We start from the raw sequence: 17,841 nt of genomic DNA on the forward strand, positions 1-17,841 counted from the left end.
CTGCGCCCCGAATCAACCGTCCGATATTATCGGCAAATTGCGCGCCGCCGAAGTCCCTCACGTGCGCGCACCCGCATTGTTCATATCAAACCAAGGAGACTGACCGACCATGAGCACCCTACGCGACGACGTCACGATCGCATCCCTGCTCGAACGCCAGCGTGGCCGCCTGCCCGATTTGCTGGGCTTTCGCCCGATCGCGCTCGAGCAAGGCCTGCTGCGCGCCGAACTCGACGTGCGCAGCGACCTGCTCGCTCCCAACGGCTTCCTGCACGCCGCCACGGTAATCGGCCTCGCGGACACGGCCTGCGGCTACGCCTGCCTCGCCCACCTGCCCCCGAACGCGAAAAACTTCACGACCATCGAGATCAAGAGCAATCATCTGGGCACCGCGCGCGAAGGCACGATCTCGGCTGTGGCGACGGGCGTGCACCTCGGGCGCAGCACCCAGGTCTGGGACGCCACCGTAAGCGGCCCTGACGGCAAGACCATCGCCCTGTTCCGCTGCACGCAGATGGTGCTTTACTGAGCAGCGGGCGCGGCTCTCAGCCGCGCATTGGATCGCGCGCTAGCAGATCGCGCCGAACACCTTCTCCAGATCGAGGCTCGCCGCGAGCGTATCTGCCAGCCGCTCCAGCGATGCCTCTCGCAGCGCCGGATAGTCCACCGCACGCGCCTGCGCGAGCCCGGCCCAGTGCAGGAGCGCCGCACACGCCTCGGGCGTGTCGAACAGGCCGTGCACATAGGTCGCGAGAATCTGGCCGTCTGCCGAGCGAGCGCCATCCGGGCGCGTCGCCCCCTCTTCTCCCGCAGCAAGCCACAGCGCGGGCAAATCGAGTGCCCGCCCGCGCGTCTCACCCATGTGAATCTCGTAGCCCGCCACGCGCGCCGGGCCCGCGTCCGTGCCTTCCAGCGCGAGCGCGCCCGTCACGTTCTTCAGTGTCTTCTCGCGCGTGAGCACGGTCTCGTAGTCGAGCCAGCCGAAGCCCTCGAGCGCGCCCGGCTCGCCCTCCACGCCATGCGGATCGGCAATCGAGCGCCCGAGCATCTGCATGCCGCCGCAAATGCCGATCACGCGCCCGCCATATCGCAGATGCCGCGCGAGCGCCGTCTCCCAGCCCTGGGCGCGCAGCCACGCAAGGTCGTCGCGCACGTTTTTCGAGCCCGGCAGGATCACGAGGTCGGCGGCGGGCGGCGCTTCGCCCGTGCGCACATACGTGAAGTCGACTTGCGGATGGGCGCGCAGCGCGTCGAAGTCGGTGTGGTTGCTGATGTGCGGCAGCGCCGGCACGACGACGCGCAGCGTCTCGCCCTCGGCCTGCGCGCCGCTGTGGGCCGCGCCCGGCAGCATGTCCTCGGCGTCGAGCGTGAGGCCGTGCAGATACGGCACGACGCCGAGCACCGGCTTGCCCGTCTGCTCCTCGAGCCAGGCGAGGCCGGGTTCCAGCAACGTGCGGTCGCCGCGAAAGCGGTTGATCACGAAGCCTTTCACGCGCGCGCGCTCGCTCTGCGAAAGACAAGCCAGCGTGCCGATCAGATGCGCGAACACGCCGCCACGGTCGATATCGGCCACGAGCACGACCGGGCAGTCAACCGCCTCCGCGAAGCCCATATTGGCGATGTCGTTGGCGCGCAGGTTGACTTCGGCGGGACTGCCCGCGCCTTCCACGAACACCGTGTCGTAGCGCGCGCGCAGACGCGCATAAGACTCCAGCACGGCCTCGCGCGCGAGCGGCTTGTAGTCCTGGTACGCGCGCGCGTTGAGGTTCATGCGCGCCTTGCCGTGGATGATGACCTGCGAGCCAAGATCGCTATTGGGCTTGAGCAGCACCGGATTGAGGTCGGTGTGCGCCTCGATGCCCGCGGCGACGGCTTGCAGCGCCTGGGCGCGGCCGATTTCGCCGCCATCCACCGTCACGGCGCTGTTGAGCGCCATGTTCTGCGGCTTGAACGGCGCGACGCGCGCGCCCGCGCGGCGCGCGAGGCGGCACAGCCCGGCGACGAGCGTGCTCTTGCCGGCGTCGGAGGTCGTGCCCTGGATCATCAGCGTGCCGGTCGGTACGGGGGGCACGGCGGGTAGCGTGGCGGTCATGAAGCGGATGAATGGGCCTGAAGTGGGCGTGATAGTCACGAAAAGGCGAACGCGCATTATCCCATCGCCCCGCCACGCCATGCCGGACGCGTCCTCAACGTTGGCCGAACGGACAACGGCATGCCTAACCGCAGCCGTTACAATCACGCGATGAATTCGCGCGATCTCACCTTCATCGTCGGCGGCGCACGCTCGGGCAAGAGCGCGCACGCCGAACGCCTCGCCGCCGGGAGCGGCCTGCCGGTCACTTACATAGCCACCGCGCGCGTGACGCTCGACACCGAGTTCGCCGAACGCATCGCGCACCATCGCGCGCGGCGGCCCACGCACTGGGCACTTGCCGAGGCACCGCTCGATCTCGCGGGCGCACTCGACGCAGCAGCGGCGCACGGCCAGTGCGTTCTGATCGACTGCCTCACGCTGTGGCTCGCGAACCTGCTTTGCCCTGCCGATTCCGACTCGCCGCTGCCCGACTGGCGCGAGCGCCTCGACGCCTTCGCCGCCGCCTGCGAGCGCGCGCAAGGCACGGTGCTCGTGGTAAGCAACGAGATCGGCATGGGCGTCGTGCCGATGGGCGCGGCCACGCGCCTTTACGTCGACGAGCTCGGCCGCCTCAATCAACGCATCGCGGCGCTCGCCGACCGCGCCACGCTCGTCGCGGCGGGCCTGCCTCTGGTGCTCAAGGCGCCGCGCGAGACCTCATGATGCTCACGCTCCCCGTTACCGCCGCGCTCGCCGTGGCCGGCGTCGCCGTGGACCGCTGGCTCGGCGAGCCGCGGCGCGCGCATCCGCTCGTCGCCTTCGGCCGCTACGCGAGCCATATCGAAGCGCGCATGAACACGGGCCGCCGCGGCCGTCCGCTCGGCCTGCTCGCATGGCTCGCCGCTGTCGCGCCGCCTGTCATCGTCACCGCGTTGCTGTGCGCGCTCTTGCCGTGGCCGCTCACGTGGGCGTTGCATGTCGCGCTGCTTTGGTTCGCGCTCGGTGCGCGCAGTCTGACCGAGCACATCGCGCCGATCGGCGCCGCGTTGGCGCGGCGCGATCTCGCAACGGCGCGCGAGCTGACCGGCCGCATCGTCTCGCGCGACACGGCTGGCGCAGACGCCACCGCGCTCTCGCGCGCCGCCGTGGAATCGGCGCTCGAAAACGGCAACGACGCGATCTTCGGCGCGTTGTTCTGGTTCGCGATCGCGGGCGGTCCTGGCGCCCTCGCGTTTCGTCTCGCCAACACGCTCGACGCGATGTGGGGCTACCGCACACCGCGCTTCCTGCGCTTTGGCTGGGCGGCCGCGCGCATCGACGATGTGCTCAACTGGATTCCCGCGCGCCTTACCGCCGCGAGCTACGCGCTGCTCGGCGACACGCGCATGGCGCTGCGCTGCTGGCGCGAGCAGGCACATCGCTGGGAGAGCCCGAACGCGGGTCCGGTGATGGCCGCAGGCGCGGGCAGCCTGAACGTTCTTCTGGGCGGAGCGGCCGTCTATCACGGCACGCTGGAGGAGCGCCCGGCGCTCGGCGCGGGCTCGCCGCCGCGCGCGCAGCACGTGGATGCAGCTTTGCGGCTCGTCGAGCGCACCACCATTTTGTGGCTCGCGGCGATGCTCGCACTGGCCTTCGTGAGCGCGGCGACCCATGTCTGAGCATCCGACCGCTCTCGTCGCCCACGGCGGCAATCTGCACGAAGCCGCCGAGCGTTACGGCATCGCCTGGGACGCTTGGGTCGATCTCTCGACGGGCATCAACCCGCATGGCTATCCGGTGCCGCCCGTACCGCCCACGGCATGGCGGCGCCTGCCCGACGATGGCGACGGCTTCGCCGCGTGCGCCGCGCGCTACTACGGCGCGCCCGACGCACGCCACGTTTTGCCCGTAGCGGGCAGCCAGGCCGCGATCCGCGCGCTGCCCGCCCTGCTTGCGTCAGCACGCGTAGCGATCGCGCCGCTCACCTACGGCGAGTACGCGCCGGCGTTCGCGCGCGCAGGCCACGAAATCGTGCCGCTCGACGTCACGCACGACGCGCTGCCCGATGCCGTCACGCATGCGGTCGTCGTGAACCCCAACAATCCGACGGCCACGCATCTTACTGCTGCCCGCCTGCTGCAATGGCATGCGCAACTCGCGGCGCGCGGCGGCACGCTGATCGTCGACGAAGCTTTCGCCGATGCGTTCGGCCACGAGCGATCCGAAACGCTTGCGCACGCAACCAGCCGCGAAGGACTCGTCGTGCTGCGCTCCCCGGGCAAGTTCTTCGGGCTCGCGGGCGCGCGTTGCGGTTTCGTGCTTGCCGCACCTACCCTGTTAGGCGCGTTGCGCGCGCATCTGGGCGCGTGGACCGTGAGCGGGCCGGCGCGCCACGCCGTCACCCATGCGTTCGAAGACAGCGCATGGCAAAGCGAAATGCGCGCTCGCCTCGCCGCCGAAAGCGCGCGCCTCGTCGCGCTGTTGCGCGCTCACGGCTTCGCGCCGCACGCCACGCCGCTTTTCGCGTGGATCACGGACCCGCGCGCGGCAGCGCTGCAGGACGCGCTCGCGCGCCACGCGGTGTGGACGCGCCGCTTCGACGCGCCGGCCAGCCTGCGCTTCGGCCTGCCCGCCTGCGAAGACGAATGGCAGCGCTTTGAAAACGCGCTCGATCAATCCATGCGGGCGATCGGTTGATGCGCGCGTCGATCCTGGCGTTAGCGTTTGTCGTCGCGGCGCTCAGCCCGTGCGCCGCTAACGCGACCGTCACCGCCATCGACGACGCCGGTAACGCCGTCACCCTCCCCGCGCCCGCGCGGCGCGTCGTGAGCCTCGCGCCTCACGTGACCGAGCTGCTCTATGCCGCGGGCGGCGGTGCGAAACTGGTCGGCGCCGTGGCCTACAGCGACTATCCGCCCGAAGCCCAGAAAGTGCCGCGCGTGGGCGACAACCGCGCGCTGGACCTCGAACGCATCGCCGCGCTCAAGCCCGATCTCATCGTGGTCTGGCGTCATGGCAACGCGCAGCAACAGCTCGACCGTCTGCGCGCACTGCACATCCCGCTCTTTTTCAGCGAGCCGCACAAGCTCGACGATGTCGCGACCTCGCTCACGCGCCTCGGCGTGCTGCTCGGCACCGAATCTGAGGCGCAGGCTGCGGCGAACACTTACCGGCACGACATCGCGCAACTGCGCGCACACTATGCGCAGCGCGCGCCCGTGAGCGTCTTCTATGAAGTCTGGGATCAGCCGCTGATGACCATCAACGGCTCGCACATGATCAGCGACGTGATCACGCTGTGCGGAGGCCGCAACGTGTTCGCGGCGCTCGATCCGCTCGTGCCGACGGTTTCCACGGAAGCCGTGCTCGCCGCCAATCCCGATGCGATCGTCACCGCTTCGCAAGGCGCGACTTCGCCGGACCGCCCGCTGCCGAGCCTCGAGCGCTGGCGCGCCTGGCCCGCGCTCACCGCGGTTGCGCGCGGCAATCTCTTCGCCATCGACGGCGATCTGCTCACGCGCCCCGCGCCGCGCATCGCCCAGGGCGCGGCGCAACTGTGCAAGGATCTCAATCTCGCCCGCTCGCGCAATGCCGCGACAAATTGATTCGATATCCGAATCGATTGATCAGGCGTTCCAGCGCGCGAGCAGCCACTGCGCGTTATAGACGTCGTAACGCAGGCAGACAATCGCGCCCATCTCCAGCGGCCAGCGCACGCAACGCGCGAGCGGCATGCCGAGCGCGCGCGCCGTGACCGTGCGAATCACGCCCGCATGCGTGACGGCCCAAACGGTGGACTTCTCGGGCGCGTTTAGCGTGTCGAACCACCCGCTCACGCGCGCATCGAACTGCGCAACGCTCTCGCCGCCATGCTCGCGCGCGTGCTCGAAATTCGCGGCCCATGCGTCGATCTGCGCGCGTTCAATCGCGTCCCAGCGCTGCATTTCCCACGCGCCGAAATCCATCTCGGCGAGCCGTGATTCTGCTCGAGGCGTGTGGCCGCGCTCGGTGGCAAGCGCCACCGCAACGCTCGCGCAGCGCGTGAGCGGGCTCGTTTCAATCCGTTGCGGTTCGCGCACGCCGAGCGACGCGAGCCGTGTGGCAAGCAACGCCGCTTCCTGCGCCGCGTCGCCCGCGAGCCGCACGTCGCTTGCGCCGTAGCACACGCCCGCATCCACGGCCACGGCGGGATGGCGGATCAGAACGAGATCCATGCAAGCCCCACGAGGTAGATGGCGATCTCGAACACCTGCTGCGCGAAGCCCAGACAATCGCCCGTATAGCCGCCGATGCGGCGCACGAAGTAACGCCCCAGCACATAGCGCAATACGGCGAGCACGACGAGCGTCGCGACGCCCGCGCGCCAGTCGGGCGCGCCGGACCACATCGGCCAGAAAAGCCACGGCAGGCCGAACACGCACGCGCACAACCACGCGGGCACGCTCATGCGCTGCGCCACGGGCTTGGCCTTGCCCTCGGGACGCACATATTCGAGCGAGACGAGATAGCTGATCGCGCACGCGCGGCTCGCGGCGTGGCCGGCGATCATCAACATGGCGGCGCGCGCGGGCGGCAGCGCTGCGAGCGTCTGCCACTTGAGCGCGAGCGCCACCACAAGACCAATCGCACCGAATGCGCCGATGCGCGAATCGTGCATGATGCGCAGCACGTCCTCACGGGTGTAGCCGCCGCCGAATGCGTCGAGGCAATCGGCGAGTCCATCCTCGTGGAAGGCGCCCGTCGCGAGGAGCGTGACAGCCATCGAAAGCAAGACGGCCACGCTCGGCGGAAACACGCGCAACGCGGCGAGATACACGAGCGCCCCAAGCGCCCCGATCAACGCGCCGACGAGCGGAAAGTAGCGCGCCGCCGCATTGAGCCACGCAGGCTCGAAGCCCACCCAGCGCGGCACCGGCACGCGCGTGAAATAGCCCAGCGCCGTGAAAAAATAACGCAGTTCCGCAAGCGGATTCATCGTGCGGCGCTCAGGCGTGGCGATCGTTGCGATTGTCGACGCCGGCCGACTCGAAGCTCGCCATTTCGTTCAGGAACGCCACCGCCGCGCGCAGCAGCGGCACAGCGAGCGCCGCGCCCGTGCCCTCGCCCAGACGCAGATCGAGCGCGAGCAGTTCGCGCGCGCCGAAGTGATCGAGCATGCGGCGGTGCCCCGCTTCGTTCGATGCGTGCGCAAACACGCAGTAGTCGCGCACGCTCGGCGCGAGCGAGTCGGCCACGAGCAGCGCCGAGGTCGCGATGAAGCCGTCCACGAGAATTGCCATGCGCGAGCGCGCCGCTTCGAGGTACGCGCCCGCCATCATCGCGATCTCGAAGCCGCCGAACGCGGCGAGCACGTCGAGCGGCTCGCGCGCGTCGGCATGATGCGCAAGCGCCGCCGCCAGCACGTTGCGCTTTTTCGCGAGGCCCGCATTGTCGAGGCCCGTGCCGCGCCCGACGCATTCGTCGATCGGTACGCCGCACAGCCGGCTCATCAGGCACGCGGCCGACGACGTGTTCGCAATGCCCATTTCGCCAAAGCCGATCACGTTCGTGCCGAGCGCCGCGTGATGACGCACGCGCTCAGCGCCCGCCGCGAGCGCGGCGAGGGCTTCGTCGCGGGTCATGGCGCGCTCGTGCGCGAAGTTGCGCGTACCTCGCGCGATGGGCACGTCGACGAGCGTGGGCGACGGCGGCAGCGGTGTGGCCACTCCCGCGTTGACGACTTCGAGCGTAAGTCCCGCCACGTCGCTGAACGCGTTGATGGCCGCGCCCCCGGCGACGAAGTTCGCGACCATCTGCGCGGTCACGGCCTGCGGGTACGGGCTCACGCCTTCGGCGGCAATGCCGTGGTCGCCCGCGAACACGATCATCACAGGACGTTCGACGCTCGGGCGCGTCGTGCCCTGGATCATGCCGAGCTGGCGCGCCAGCGTTTCGAGGCGGCCAAGACTGCCGGGCGGCTTGGTCTTGGTGTCGATGAGGCGTTGCAGTTCGTCGCGCAACGAGAGGTCGAGCGGTTCGACGGCGAGGAGTTCAGTGAGCGATGACGTCATGGTGTATTTCGTTTCGAAGTGATGCGGGCGCGAGCGGCGCACTAGTGCGCGCCGTTCGATCCCGCCGAATGCGATCTGGAAGATGTCAAACCGAGCGCAGGCACGAGTGCTTCGTGCTCGCCCTCGCGTATCAGCACGAGCGGATGACCGAATGCGGCGCTCGCCCTCTCCGGCGTGAGCACCTCGCGCACGGGTCCCGCGTGAAAGCCGCCTCGGCCATCGAGTAGTAGCGCGTGCGTTGCAAAACGCCGCGCAAGATTGAGGTCGTGGCAGGAAAACAGCAGCGTACGCGCATCACTGCGCACCCAGCGCGAAAGCGCTTCAAGGCACGCAATCTGATGATGCAAGTCGAGATGCGCGAGCGGCTCGTCGAGCAGCAGCAGCGGCGCATCCTGGCACAGCGCAGCCGCAAGCGCGACACGCTGGCGCTCACCGCCCGAGAGCGAAAGCACATCGCGCACGGCGAATGCTTCGAGGCCAAGCGTGGCGAGCGCGGCGTGCGAGGCGGCGCGATCGGCGTCGCCTTCCCAGCCCCAGCCCGAAAGATGCGGATAGCGATTGAGCAGCACGGTGTCGATCACGCTCGCGCTGAATGCGTCGCGCTGGTCCTGGGGCATCAGCGCGCGGCGCTGTGCGAGACGCACCGGCGGCCACTGTGCGAGCGCGATGCCCTCCACTTCCACGCGTCCCGCCGCGGGCTCGCGCAGTCCCGCGAGCGCGCCGATCAGCGTGGTCTTGCCCGCGCCATTCGCGCCGGCTACACACCAGATTTCGCCAGCGGCAAACCTTTGCGTGAGCGATTCGACGAGCGTACGTGCGCCTACTCGCAACGTGAGCGCGTGGGCAGCGAGAAGTGGTGTACGCGCATCACTCATCGCGCACGCCTCGCAAGAAGCATCCACAGGAAAACGGGCACACCTGCGAGCGCAGTGACAACGCCCACCGGCAACTGCGCGGGCGCCGCGACCGTACGTGCAATGAGGTCCGCGCCCATCACGGCCACGCCGCCAGCGAGCGCGGCAGCGGGTACGAGCATGCGCTGATCGTTGCCGAACGCGAGGCGCAGCATGTGGGGCACGACGAGCCCGACGAAGCCAATGGTGCCGCCCGTCGTCACGGCCGCGGCCGCCGCGAGCGACGCGGCAAGATAAATGCCCACACGCACACGCAGCACCGGCACGCCAAGCGCCTGCGCAGCGGCGTCGCCGCGCAGCAGCACGTTGAGCATCGGCGCGGCGGGCACGATGCACGCAAGGACCACGCCAAGTGTCACGAGCGCAGGCCATGGCATGCCCGCGCCATTGAGGTCGCCCGTGAGCCAGAACAGCATGCCGCGCAGGCGCGTGTCGGGCGCGAGCGTGAGCAGCAACGTGATCAATGCGCCCCAGCCCGCCGCCGTCACCGCGCCCGTCAACAGCAGCCGTGGCGAGCTGTCCTGAGGTTCGCCGCGCCACAACTCGCGGCGCGCGAGGCCGAGCACGAGCAGGATCGAAACAAACGCACCCGCACATGCGCTTGCCTGCACGCCCCACCACGCCACGCCCGCGATCATCGCCACCAGTGCGAACGCGGCGGCGCCGCCCGAAACACCTAGCACGTAGGGCTCCGCAAGCGGATTGCGCAGCAGCACCTGCAACAGCGCGCCCGCCAGCGCGAGCAACGCGCCACAGGCAAAACCCGCCAATGCGCGCGGTAAGCGCAGCGTGCGCACGATTTCGATTGCCATGTCGGGGACGCCGTGCATGTTATGTGCGGGAGCGAGCGCCGCCAGCGCCTGCGCAAACGTCACACTCACGCTGCCGGTTGCGAGCGATGCAACGAACACCACGAGCGCCGCCGCGGCGAGCGCGCCCCAGATCACGCACGCGCGGCGCGCGCTCATCGAGCGGCGCGGCAGCGCGCGCAACGGCGGCACGGCATGGGACTCATCGCGGCTCATGGAACGCATCGGGGAACTCGGCGGCGGATTTCAATCAAGCTCACACAGAAAGACAGCAGGGATATCTGAAGCCATGACAGCACGCAGTCTTTTTGTCACTAAAGAGTCTGCATGGTGCGAGGCAGAAACGGCATGGCAAAAGCCGATCGCAAAAGCACTGGCAAAATGACCTGAATTCGTGATGTTATAACGCGCGGACCACGATCGAAACGACGCGCTGCGCGCGCGGCCTTGGCAATTTACGTTCCCGCTGGGCCTATGCAGCACACGTAGCGAGGGATTCGGGCCTGATTCGGGTAAGAAGCCGGGTTGTTACGTCTGGAAACGACACAATTATCAAAATACGCGTTAATCCGCGCTAGAATGCCTGTCTTTAGAGGACGCAGCACATGCTCAACGAACTCGAAACACTCTCACAAAACATCGGGCGGCTGATCGAGATTAATCAGCGCCAACACGAAGCACGCCTCGCACTCGAAGAGCAACTCGCGCAGCTGCGTGCGCAATGCGACGAAACGCGCACTGAACTCGAACAGGTCCGCGAGGAGCGCGCCGCGCTGCAAGCAGAGCGCGATGCACTCTCGGCCAAGATCGACGATGCGCAGGTGCGTCTGAACGCGATCCTCGAAAAGCTGCCACGCGCACGCGCAGGTAACGAGCGCGACAATCAGCTCGATCTGCTCGAACCGTCGCAGAGCAACGACGACGACAGCAACGCGGCCCGCCACGGAGAAAATGCATGACCACCAAGCAGATCGAAGCGACGATACTCGGGCAGGCCTATCGCCTCGTATGTTCGCCGGAAACGGAACAGGCGCTGCTCGAAGCCGTGGCGCGCGTGGACGCCGAAATGTCGAAGATCCGCAATCACAGCAACGTGCGCGGCACCGATCGCATCGCCGTCATGGCGGCGCTCTCGCTCGCTTCGGAACTGCTGCGCCTGCAAACCAGCGTGCGACACGGAGAAGCATTCCCAGCCGAAGAAATCCGTCGTACAATGCGCCAAATGAACGAACAACTTGGCGCTGTGATTCACCAGTATGGCGTGCAATAAGCGCTGTATTTCGCAGCTTCAGGCATCAACGTGCGGTATGATGTTGTTCATAGGTAGCGGTGAATTGTTTAGAAACGCGCGTTGCTAAACACACGCTGCCGACCAGTTTAGTCAGCTTCCCTGCCTGGTTCGCCAAGGTCATATATTCCTTGAACCAATGCCATGTGCACGGTTGCGGAAATTTGTAGCACGGGCGTGCGCGTCACACAGTCTGATGTACCCAAAGTGCTGCTAACTGCGACCAATTCTGAACCCTCGGTTCAGGATGCCGGCCTAGCGGCTATGGCGGGGACCTATTCAAACGGCATCGGACCACAGTCCGATGCCGTTTTCCATTGTGCGGCCCGTATTCGCGTTTTTTCACAGCACGCACGCTCGCCCCTCTCCCCTTTCGACGTGAACTTCGACTCATGCGCTACTGGCTGATGAAGTCCGAACCCGACGAAGCAAGCATCGACGACCTCGCCAACGCGCCGCAGCGCACGCTGCCCTGGACCGGCGTACGAAACTACCAGGCGCGCAATTTCATGCGCGACACCATGCAGCAAGGCGACGGCGTGCTGTTCTATCACTCGAGCTGCCCCGAACCCGGCATTGCAGGCATTGCGCAGGTATCGTCCACGGCCTATCCCGACCCTACGCAGTTCGATCCGACAAGCCCTTACTACGACGCGAAATCGACGCACGAGAATCCGCGCTGGATGCTCGTCGACGTCGTGTTCAAGAAGAAGTGCCCGCTGATTGCGCTCGCCGCCTTGCGCGAGCACGAGGCACTCGCGGACATGCGCGTGCTCGCCAAGGGCAATCGCCTGTCGATCACGCCGGTCACCACGGCCGAGTGGAACTTCATCACAAAACATCTGATGTGATGCGGTTCGGTTCTGTTCGACGCATGCGGCCGGGCACGCCCACAGCATTCGTGCGCGACTTCAAGCACAATCGCGCACAGTCGCGCGTCGCTACGTCGCCGTGATGCGCTTGGCGCGCGCGACGCAAGTTCTGCAAGGAGCCTCAATGAACCGAAAAACCGCCGTTACGCTCGCCGCCGCATTCGCTGCCGCCCTTCCTCTCGCCATGACGCTCGCGCCGGGCGCCGCGTTCGCACAAAGCGACGCGCGTTTCCAGCAGCCCTCGGGCGTGCTTTCGCTTTCCGCGCAGGCTAGCGCCGAAGTACCTCAGGACGTCGTCAACATTACGCTGTTCTACGAACAGGAAGCGAGCGATCCCGCGTCGCTCACCGCAACGCTCAATCAGCGCGCCGACGCCGCGCTGCAACGCGCACGAGGCGTTGCGGGCGTGACCGCGCACTCGGGCCAGTTCTCGATCTTCCCGTCTACGGATCGCGACGGGCGCATCTCAGCGTGGCGCGGCCGCACGGAAGTCGTGCTCGAGTCGCATGATTTCGCGGCGGCGTCGAAGCTCGCCGGCGATCTCGGCTCGATCATGCAAGTGGGCAACGTGCAGTTTTCGCTGTCGCCCGAAGCGCAGCGCGCCGCCGAGCAAAAGCTTCAGGGCCAGGCCATCGCCTCGTTTCGCGACCAGGCCCTCTCGGCCACGCGCGCGTTCGGCTACAGCAGCTACACGATTCGCGACGTGAACGTGGGGCACTCGGGCGTGATGCCGCGCCCCATGATGATGATGAGCGCGCGCGCCGCTACGGCTGACGCGAAGATGTCGTCGCCTGTGCCGCTCGAAGGCGGCACGTCCACGGTGACGGTCAATGTCTCCGGCTCGGTGCAGATGAAGTAAGGCGCGCCATAGAAGCCCGGCAAGCAGCAAGCAAAAAGGCCACGGCGAAAACCGTGGCCTTTTTCATGGGCTCAAACGCGTGATGTGCGTGTGCGCGTGTCAGCTCTTCGCGCCCGCTACCTGCGCGCCATCGTTGCCGTTCTTGCTACGCTTTGCACGGCGATACGCCCACGCCATCAAGCCAATACCCGCGATGATCATCGGCAGCGAGAGCCACTGGCCCATCGAAAGACCGAGTGCGAGCAGACCGAGGAAGTCGTCGGGCTCGCGTGCGAATTCGACCGTGAAGCGCGCGAGACCATAGCCGATCAGGAACATGGCCGAAATGGCGCCAACGGGGCGCGGCTTGCGCGCGAAAAGAATCAGCACGATGAAGAGCGCGATGCCTTCCAGCGCGATTTCATAGAGTTCCGAAGGATGACGCGGCAGCAGGTGGTACTGCGCGAACACTTCGTTCAGATGCCACTGCGCAGCCAGTTGCGGATGCGCGGTGAGCCACGCGGCATCGTCGTTTGCCGCGCCCGGGAACAGCATGGCCCACGGCGAGTCGGGCGAGGTCACGCGGCCCCACAGCTCACCGTTGATGAAATTGCCGAGCCGCCCAAAGGCGAGCCCCGTGGGCACCATCGGCGCGACGAAGTCCGTGACCTGCAGCCACGTGCGGCCGCGTTGCCACGCGAACAGCACCATCGCGAAGGTCACGCCGAGGAAGCCGCCGTGAAACGACATGCCCCCTTCCCACACCTTGAAGATGTCGAGCGGATGCGCGAAATACCAGCTCGCCTTGTAGAACAGCACATAGCCTAAGCGCCCGCCGAGGATCGTGCCGAGCACGCCGTAGAACAGCATGTCGTCGATGTCTTTCGCGGTCCAGCCCTGGGCGGCCACGTACGGCAGACGCAGGCGCAGACGGCCGATCACGATCGCCAGAATAAAGCCGACGAGATACATGAGACCGTACCAGCGCACGGCGAGCGGCCCCAGGTGAATGGCGACGGGGTCGAAGTTCGGGTGGATGAGCATCGTGGATGAAGTCTTGTCGGCGAGTTCGATTGAAATCGGGTTGTAAGCAGTCGCGCGCCGTTCACAAAAGCGGGCAAAGCGCGTTGGACGTTTGCAAAGCGGCGAGGTTCGCCGCCAGCGCGTCATGGCGTGACATTATCGCCGACGCGAGGGAGCACGAACCAAAATGCACGTTTGGCCATTCCAGGATCTGCCGCGAGTGTAACGGTGACAGATGACGCGCCGTGCGAGGTTAGCCCTCGCGGGTCCGCCAGCTCGCGGTTGCCGCATGCGCGCGCACGATCTCGATAAACGCCGCGAGCACCGGGCTCACTTCGGCCGCGCGCCAGACGAGTCCCGTTTCGATAGCCGGCACCGCCCCGGCGAGCGGCCGGTACGCGACGCCCGTGCGCCGCAGATGGCGCAGCGACTGCGGCACGAGCGCGACGCCCATGCCGGCGGAGACGAGGCTCACGATCGTCTGCATCTGGATCGCTTCCTGGCCGATGAGGGGCGCGAGGCCCGCCGCGCCGTAGCAGTCCATGATGGTGTCGTAGAACCCCGGGGCCAGATGACGCGGGAAGACGACGAGCGGCGCATCGGCGAGTTCGCGCAGGCTCACGGGCGCGTCGTGCCAGTCGTCGCTAGCCGGGCCGCCAAGGCGCGCCGAAAGCGCCGACGGCATCGCGACCACGAGCGGCTCGCGCGCGATCGGCTGGTAGGCAAGCTGAGCCGCGTAGCGCGGCGGCACGGGTGCGATCACAAGACCGGCATCGATGCGCCCTGCCACCAGCTCTTCCACCTGCACGTCGCTCGTCGCTTCGGCGAGCTGCAGGCGCACGCGCGGATAGCGCGCGCCGAAATCGCGCAGCAACAGCGGCAGCAAGCCGTAGTCGGCGGTCGAAACGAAGGCCAGCGCGAGCACGCCCGCCTCGCCGCGCGCGAGGCTCTGCGCGAGCGGCCGCAACGCTTCGGCGCTCGCCAGCAGGCGTCTGACCTCCGGCAACAGATCAGCGCCCACGGCCGTCAATTCCACCGAACGGCGCGTGCGCGCGAACAACTCCACGCCCAGCGTCTCCTCCAGCGCGCGGATGGCCTGAGAGAGCGGCGGCTGCGTCATCGAAAGGCGCGCCGCTGCGCGGCCGAAATGCTGCTCCTCGGCCACGGCGACGAAATAGCGAAGCTGGCGCAGATCGGGGATAGTCGGATTCATCGGCATCGGTCTCGCGTCGTGGTCTTGTTGATACTTTTTTCGACTCAATAGACCACGAATAATATATTGGACAGCGTTCTCGCGAAATCGCATGCTTCAATAGACGTGCCGGCGCTCCCCAAACCAGAACACGCACCCGGCATCCGAGACGAAATCCACCGGAGGTCCCCATGCCCTATAACCGTCGTTCGAAGCACATCACGCAAGGCGTCGCGCGCTCGCCCAACCGTTCGATGTATTACGCGCTCGGCTACGAGAAGGCCGACTTCGACAAGCCGATGATCGGTGTCGCGAATGGCCACTCGACGATCACGCCCTGCAACGCCGGCCTGCAGCGCCTGGCCGACGCGGCCGTGGGCGCCATCAAGGGCGCCGACGCGAACCCGCAGACCTTCGGCACGCCCACGATCTCGGACGGCATGTCGATGGGCACCGAGGGCATGAAGTACTCGCTCGTCTCGCGCGAAGTCATCGCGGACTGCATCGAAACCTGCGTGCAAGGCCAGTGGATGGACGGCGTGGTCGTGATCGGCGGCTGCGACAAGAACATGCCCGGCGGCATGATCGCGCTCGCGCGCATCAACGTGCCCGGCATCTACGTGTACGGCGGCACGATCCGCCCAGGCAACTGGAAAGGCCGTGCTCTCACCATCGTCTCGGCGTTCGAGGCCGTGGGCGAATTCACCGCGGGGCGCATGAGCGAAGAAGATTTCGAAGGCGTCGAGAAAAACGCCTGCCCCTCCACGGGTTCGTGCGGCGGCATGTACACGGCGAACACCATGAGCTCGTCGTTCGAGGCGCTCGGCATGTCGCTCATGTACTCGTCGACGATGGCCAACCCCGATCAGGAGAAAGTCGACTCGGCGGCGGAATCGGCGCGCGTGCTGGTCGAAGCCGTGAAGCAGGACCTCAAGCCGCGCGACATCATCACGAAGAAGTCGATCGAGAACGCCGTGGCGCTCATCATGGCGACGGGCGGCTCGACCAACGCCGTGCTGCACTATCTCGCCATCGCGCACGCCGCGGAAATCGAGTGGACCATCGACGACTTCGAGCGCATGCGCAAGAAGGTGCCGGTGATCTGCGATCTGAAGCCCTCGGGCCAGTACGTCGCGACCGACCTGCACGAGGCCGGCGGCATTCCCCAGGTGCTCAAGATCCTGCTCGATGCGGGCCTCCTGCATGGCGACTGCATCACCATCACGGGCAAGACTATCGGCGAAGAACTCAAGGACGTGCCGTCCACGCCACGCGCGGACCAGAAGGTGATCTTCCCGATCAGCCAGGCGCTGTACAAGGAAGGCCATCTGGCGATCCTCAAGGGCAACCTCGCGACGGAAGGCGCGGTAGCCAAGATCACGGGCCTGAAGAATCCGGTCATCACGGGCCCCGCACGCGTGTTCGACGACGAGCAGAGCGCGATGGACGCGATCCTCGCAGACAAGATCCAGGCAGGCGACGTGGTCGTGCTGCGCTACCTCGGCCCGAAGGGCGGCCCCGGCATGCCGGAAATGCTCGCGCCGACTTCGGCGATCATCGGCAAGGGACTTGGTGAATCGGTGGGGCTCATCACCGATGGGCGCTTCTCGGGCGGCACCTGGGGCATGGTGGTGGGCCACGTCGCGCCGGAAGCGTTCGAAGGCGGCACGATCGCGCTGGTGCAGGAAGGCGACTCGATCACCATCGACGCGCACAAGCTCCTGCTGCAACTGAACGTGGACGACGCGGAACTCGCGCGCCGCCGCGCGGCCTGGAAGCAGCCCGAGCCACGCTATACACGCGGTGTGATGGCGAAGTACGCGGCGCTCGCGCGCCCGGCGAACCAGGGCGCGGTAACTGGCTAAGCCGGGCTCGAGTCTCGACCTGTAGCAAAGAAGGGCGCACGTCCTGAACGTGCGCCCTTTGCTTTTATAATGCGACGACACAGCCGGCGCACACGCGGGCGGAGACCAGTATGAAACGGAAGTCGCAAGCGAAGAACAAGACAGCGACGCTCGCCGCCGCGCTCGCCATCGGCATTGCCGGCGCGCTCGGGGCAGCCCCGGCCCGCGCCCAGCATGGTCCAACCGGCCTCGCGCTCGCCCAGCAGCAGAACTGCATGAGTTGCCATTCGGTGACCCGCAATTTCATGGGTCCCTCCCTGCGCGATGTCGCCGCGAAATACGCGGGCAAGCCCGACGCGCAGACCTATCTCACACACAAGATTCTGGAAGGCAGCACCGGCGTATGGGGCACGGTGCCGATGCCGGCCAACACGCAGCTGAACCCCGGCCAGGCGGCCCAGCTCGCGAGCTGGATCCTCACGCTCAAATGACGCCTGGCTAACAGTCAGGCCGAAGAAGGCGGTTGCCCCGCGCGCGCCGCCAGCTCTTCGCGCACGGCGGCCTTCACCCAGTTCGTGAGCTCGGTTTCGAGCGCGAGACCGATCTCGCGCGACACCTGACCGACGAGCCAGTTCGTATGTTCCTGCATCGCGGCGCTGCAGCGGGCCTCGATCACAGCGCGCCCTTCACCGGTGAGCCAGGTCAGGCAGCGGCCGCGCAGGCGCTCGACGAGCGCGTCGGCGTCGTGCGCGAAAAGACCCTCTTCGCGCTCGGCCACGGCGGCCTTCACGGCGGCGGCCGTCGCGCTTTTCGCCTCCTCGACGTTATGGGCGCGCAGCGGATTGCCGGTCACCATCACTTCGTTCAGGAGCGGAATCGCAGCATCTTCCGATTCGTGCATGCTGGACATGTATACCTCCATCGATCGGAGCAGTCGGCTCGGCGCCGGTACGCCTCT

21 protein-coding genes and 1 other RNA gene are annotated in these 17,841 nt (G+C 67.0%); 13 read left to right on the forward strand and 9 right to left on the reverse strand.

Going from position 1 to position 17,841, the window contains the following annotated elements:
* Positions 1-109 precede the first annotated feature (109 nt).
* A complete protein-coding gene (locus VSR72_RS09265; RefSeq protein ID WP_342952087.1) occupies positions 110-529 on the forward strand; it encodes a PaaI family thioesterase in 420 nt (139 codons plus the stop codon).
* A 39-nt stretch (positions 530-568) separates the two neighbouring features.
* On the opposite strand, the gene VSR72_RS09270 is transcribed toward VSR72_RS09265, so the two are convergent.
* Positions 569-2,092 (reverse strand): cobyric acid synthase, encoded by a 1,524-nt coding sequence (locus VSR72_RS09270; protein WP_342952088.1) that lies wholly within the window; start codon positions 2,090-2,092, stop codon positions 569-571.
* Positions 2,093-2,242: 150 nt separating this feature from the next.
* On the opposite strand from VSR72_RS09270, the gene cobU reads away from it, so the two are divergent.
* The 4 genes from cobU to VSR72_RS09290 are packed head-to-tail and all read left to right on the forward strand — an operon-like array spanning position 2,243 to position 5,658.
* Positions 2,243-2,797 carry a bifunctional adenosylcobinamide kinase/adenosylcobinamide-phosphate guanylyltransferase gene (cobU, locus tag VSR72_RS09275; protein ID WP_342952423.1) on the forward strand — a complete coding sequence of 185 codons (555 nt, stop codon included), beginning with the start codon at positions 2,243-2,245 and terminating at the stop codon, positions 2,795-2,797.
* Positions 2,794-3,732: an adenosylcobinamide-phosphate synthase CbiB gene (gene cbiB, locus VSR72_RS09280; RefSeq protein ID WP_342952089.1), complete on the forward strand. Its 939-nt coding sequence runs from the start codon at positions 2,794-2,796 to the stop codon at positions 3,730-3,732. The genes cobU and cbiB overlap by 4 nt, the downstream gene beginning before the upstream one ends.
* Entirely contained in the window at positions 3,725-4,750 is a 1,026-nt protein-coding gene (gene cobD / locus VSR72_RS09285; RefSeq protein ID WP_342952090.1) for a threonine-phosphate decarboxylase CobD, read from the forward strand. The genes cbiB and cobD overlap by 8 nt, the downstream gene beginning before the upstream one ends.
* The gene (locus tag VSR72_RS09290) at positions 4,750-5,658 is read left to right on the forward strand and encodes a cobalamin-binding protein (protein WP_342952091.1); all 909 of its coding nucleotides are present in this window, start codon (positions 4,750-4,752) and stop codon (positions 5,656-5,658) included. Before cobD ends, VSR72_RS09290 begins: the two co-directional genes overlap by 1 nt.
* A 21-nt stretch (positions 5,659-5,679) precedes the next feature.
* Here VSR72_RS09290 and cobC read toward each other — a convergent pair whose 3' ends face one another.
* The 5 genes from cobC to VSR72_RS09315 are packed head-to-tail and all read right to left on the reverse strand — an operon-like array spanning position 5,680 to position 10,042.
* Positions 5,680-6,267: an alpha-ribazole phosphatase gene (gene cobC / locus VSR72_RS09295; RefSeq protein ID WP_342952092.1), complete on the reverse strand. Its 588-nt coding sequence runs from the start codon at positions 6,265-6,267 to the stop codon at positions 5,680-5,682.
* On the reverse strand, positions 6,252-7,028 hold the full coding sequence (locus VSR72_RS09300; RefSeq protein WP_342952093.1) for an adenosylcobinamide-GDP ribazoletransferase: 777 nt from the start codon (positions 7,026-7,028) through the stop codon (positions 6,252-6,254). The genes cobC and VSR72_RS09300 overlap by 16 nt, the downstream gene beginning before the upstream one ends.
* Before the next feature lie 10 nt (positions 7,029-7,038).
* Positions 7,039-8,103 carry a nicotinate-nucleotide--dimethylbenzimidazole phosphoribosyltransferase gene (gene cobT / locus VSR72_RS09305; protein ID WP_342952094.1) on the reverse strand — a complete coding sequence of 355 codons (1,065 nt, stop codon included), beginning with the start codon at positions 8,101-8,103 and terminating at the stop codon, positions 7,039-7,041.
* A gap of 41 nt (positions 8,104-8,144) precedes the next feature.
* The gene (locus VSR72_RS09310; protein WP_342952095.1) at positions 8,145-8,978 is read right to left on the reverse strand and encodes an ABC transporter ATP-binding protein; all 834 of its coding nucleotides are present in this window, start codon (positions 8,976-8,978) and stop codon (positions 8,145-8,147) included.
* Positions 8,975-10,042 (reverse strand): iron ABC transporter permease, encoded by a 1,068-nt coding sequence (locus VSR72_RS09315; protein ID WP_342952096.1) that lies wholly within the window; start codon positions 10,040-10,042, stop codon positions 8,975-8,977. Before VSR72_RS09315 ends, VSR72_RS09310 begins: the two co-directional genes overlap by 4 nt.
* Between VSR72_RS09315 and VSR72_RS09320 the strand changes: the two genes are divergently transcribed.
* From VSR72_RS09320 to VSR72_RS09345, 6 genes are all read left to right on the forward strand, one after another.
* The gene (locus VSR72_RS09320; RefSeq protein ID WP_342952097.1) at positions 10,041-10,211 is read left to right on the forward strand and encodes a hypothetical protein; all 171 of its coding nucleotides are present in this window, start codon (positions 10,041-10,043) and stop codon (positions 10,209-10,211) included. The genes VSR72_RS09315 and VSR72_RS09320 overlap by 2 nt on opposite strands.
* 220 nt (positions 10,212-10,431) lie before the next feature.
* Positions 10,432-10,785 carry a hypothetical protein gene (locus tag VSR72_RS09325; protein ID WP_028207759.1) on the forward strand — a complete coding sequence of 118 codons (354 nt, stop codon included), beginning with the start codon at positions 10,432-10,434 and terminating at the stop codon, positions 10,783-10,785.
* Entirely contained in the window at positions 10,782-11,096 is a 315-nt protein-coding gene (locus tag VSR72_RS09330; RefSeq protein WP_342952098.1) for a cell division protein ZapA, read from the forward strand. Before VSR72_RS09325 ends, VSR72_RS09330 begins: the two co-directional genes overlap by 4 nt.
* A gap of 114 nt (positions 11,097-11,210) precedes the next feature.
* Positions 11,211-11,392, forward strand: a non-coding RNA gene (ssrS, locus tag VSR72_RS09335) — 6S RNA.
* A gap of 114 nt (positions 11,393-11,506) precedes the next feature.
* Positions 11,507-11,965: an EVE domain-containing protein gene (locus tag VSR72_RS09340; protein WP_342952099.1), complete on the forward strand. Its 459-nt coding sequence runs from the start codon at positions 11,507-11,509 to the stop codon at positions 11,963-11,965.
* A gap of 145 nt (positions 11,966-12,110) precedes the next feature.
* Positions 12,111-12,845, forward strand: coding sequence for an SIMPL domain-containing protein (locus tag VSR72_RS09345; RefSeq protein WP_342952100.1), 735 nt, complete (start codon positions 12,111-12,113; stop codon positions 12,843-12,845).
* A gap of 99 nt (positions 12,846-12,944) precedes the next feature.
* On the opposite strand, the gene lgt is transcribed toward VSR72_RS09345, so the two are convergent.
* Together lgt and VSR72_RS09355 are read right to left on the reverse strand one after the other, a co-directional pair.
* The gene (lgt, locus tag VSR72_RS09350) at positions 12,945-13,868 is read right to left on the reverse strand and encodes a prolipoprotein diacylglyceryl transferase (protein WP_342952101.1); all 924 of its coding nucleotides are present in this window, start codon (positions 13,866-13,868) and stop codon (positions 12,945-12,947) included.
* 232 nt (positions 13,869-14,100) lie between these two features.
* The gene (locus VSR72_RS09355) at positions 14,101-15,060 is read right to left on the reverse strand and encodes a LysR family transcriptional regulator (RefSeq protein ID WP_342952102.1); all 960 of its coding nucleotides are present in this window, start codon (positions 15,058-15,060) and stop codon (positions 14,101-14,103) included.
* A gap of 170 nt (positions 15,061-15,230) precedes the next feature.
* Between VSR72_RS09355 and ilvD the strand changes: the two genes are divergently transcribed.
* Positions 15,231-16,904: a dihydroxy-acid dehydratase gene (gene ilvD, locus VSR72_RS09360; protein WP_342952103.1), complete on the forward strand. Its 1,674-nt coding sequence runs from the start codon at positions 15,231-15,233 to the stop codon at positions 16,902-16,904.
* Positions 16,905-17,014: 110 nt separating this feature from the next.
* Positions 17,015-17,374, forward strand: coding sequence for a c-type cytochrome (locus VSR72_RS09365; RefSeq protein WP_342952104.1), 360 nt, complete (start codon positions 17,015-17,017; stop codon positions 17,372-17,374).
* A gap of 14 nt (positions 17,375-17,388) precedes the next feature.
* Here the strand turns inward: VSR72_RS09365 and VSR72_RS09370 are convergent, their stop codons facing one another.
* Positions 17,389-17,793 (reverse strand): DUF2486 family protein, encoded by a 405-nt coding sequence (locus VSR72_RS09370; RefSeq protein WP_342952105.1) that lies wholly within the window; start codon positions 17,791-17,793, stop codon positions 17,389-17,391.
* Positions 17,794-17,841: the final 48 nt, after the last annotated feature.

Source organism: Paraburkholderia sp. JHI869, assembly GCF_038900775.1.
Taxonomy (GTDB): Bacteria; Pseudomonadota; Gammaproteobacteria; order Burkholderiales; family Burkholderiaceae; genus Paraburkholderia.